The organism is Vibrio sp. D173a (genome assembly GCF_030248475.1).
In genome coordinates this window covers 1-904 of the sequence record NZ_JAHGAH010000550.1, presented here as the reverse complement: position 1 = coordinate 904, position 904 = coordinate 1, and the positions used below count along the sequence as shown (strand labels likewise).

Sequence of the window (904 nt, the reverse complement as noted above, 5' to 3'; positions counted from 1 at the left end):
CTGCTTTGAGTGTGGTCTTAGGACGTGCTGTCTAACGCTCTGAAGTGAGTCGAAAAACAGATCCAAAGCTGAATCAGGAAAAACCAAAATTCTCGATTTTTTCATCTTGATGACGATCATGAAAAATCACCCCTACAAAGCGTTATCTCTGTCTCATATCAAATCATTTTAGTTACAGTTTGTTATTCTGTTACCGAGATAATAGGGTACAGCATCAACGACGATGGGGAACGGATGTGAAGATGATTAAAGTGATGGCTTTGATCGCGAGCATGGCGGCAGCGCCACTGTTTGCTCAGCCATTGAAAGTAGCGGGTAAGCCAGACGACCAAAAGCTGCATTTAACACTAATTAAAGAAGTGGTTGCACGCTCAGACCGCTTCGACAGCATAGAATATGTCTATGCGAAGACAGGTGAACCTGCAGGTTCAAGGGTGATGGCTGACTTGGAATCTGGCAAGTTGGACGTGATCTGGACAGCGACCAGTATCGATATGGAGCAGCGCTTTGACCCGGTATATTTCCCGATTTTTAGGGGCATGCTTGGTATGCGAATTGGGTTGATCCATCAAAACGATCACAAACTGCTTGCCGGAGTTCAGAACCTTTCTGATCTGCAAAAATTTACTATCTGTTCAGGTAAAACTTGGCCGGATACCTTCATCATCGATGCCAATAACGTCAAAACAGCGAAGTCACTTAAGTACCCTAACATCTTCGAAATGATGCTGGCAGGCAATCGTTGTCACTTCTTCGCTCGCGGTGTAATGGAACCTTTCGCTGAAGTGGAGTCGCAGCCGCATCTACCAATGGCGGTCGATACTCACATTATGCTGCGCTACCGAATGCCTTACATGTTCTTTGTGAAGAAAGGGGACAGCGAACTTCAGCAGCACCTTCTTGG

Annotated in this window: 1 protein-coding gene; it reads left to right on the top strand. The window is 45.8% G+C overall.

From position 1 onward, the window contains the following. Nucleotides 1–242: 242 nt before the first annotated feature. Nucleotides 243–904: ABC transporter substrate-binding protein (locus KIV40_RS27440; RefSeq protein ID WP_285352365.1), on the top strand; the 662-nt coding region annotated here is incomplete at its 3' end.